The 871-nt window shown below is 75.0% G+C and carries 1 protein-coding gene; it reads right to left on the bottom strand.

Annotated features, from left to right (window positions below; genetic code table 11):
* Positions 1-871, bottom strand: an 871-nt coding sequence (locus tag ACY45C_RS04010) for a ketoacyl-synthetase C-terminal extension domain-containing protein (RefSeq protein ID WP_462186300.1), incomplete at both ends; no start/stop codon positions are given.

Consider the following 871-nt stretch of genomic DNA (forward strand, 5'->3'; position numbering starts at 1 on the left):
ACCGGCCGCGGCCGTGCCCACCACGACCCCCGAGGCCGGGGAGCCGTCGGTGAAGCGCCGCAGCAGGTCGGCCAGCTCGGCGGTGTCCCCGGCGAGCACGGCCAGCCGCTCACCGAGATGCCTGCGACCGACCTGGCTGGTGTAGGCGAGCTCGGCGATCCCCGCGTCGGCGACGTGATCGGCCACCCGTCCGGCGTACTCCCGCAGCCGTTCGGTGGTGCGGGCGGACAACAGGAACAACCGCGGCCCGGTGACCCGCGCCGCCGGTTCCGGCGCGGCGACATGCTCCTCCACGACCACGTGGGCGTTCGCGCCCCCCGCGCCGAACGAGCTGATCCCGGCCCGCCGAGGCGACCCGGTCCACGCACGCAGCTCCCGCACCGGCTCCAGACCGCTGCGACCGAAGTCGATCGCGGGGTTGAGTCGACCGAGGTTCGCGGTCGGCGCGAGCTGCCCGGCACGCAGCTGGAGCAGCACCTTGGTCAGCCCCGCGACGCCCGCGGCGCCCTCCAGATGGCCGATGTTGGACTTCACCGAGCCGATCCCGCGTCGCTCGCCTGGGCCCAGCGCCTCCACCAGCGCGGCGACCTCGATCGGGTCACCCATGGCGGTGCCGGTGCCGTGCGCCTCGACATAGCCGAGGGTGGCCGGGGCGACGCCCGCCCGGCGCAGCGCGTCGGAGATCAGCGCCGCCTGAGCGTTCGGGTTCGGCACCGTGTAGCCGGCCGTCCTGCCGCCCGCGTTCACCGACGAGGCGCGGATGACGCCCCAGATGTCATCACGGTCGGCGAGGGCCTGGTCCAGCGCCTTGAGCAGCACCGCGCCCACGCCCTCGCCGGGCACGAAGCCATCGGCGCCCTCGTCGAAGACC

It is taken from the genome of Frankia sp. CcWB2 (genome assembly GCF_977927585.1).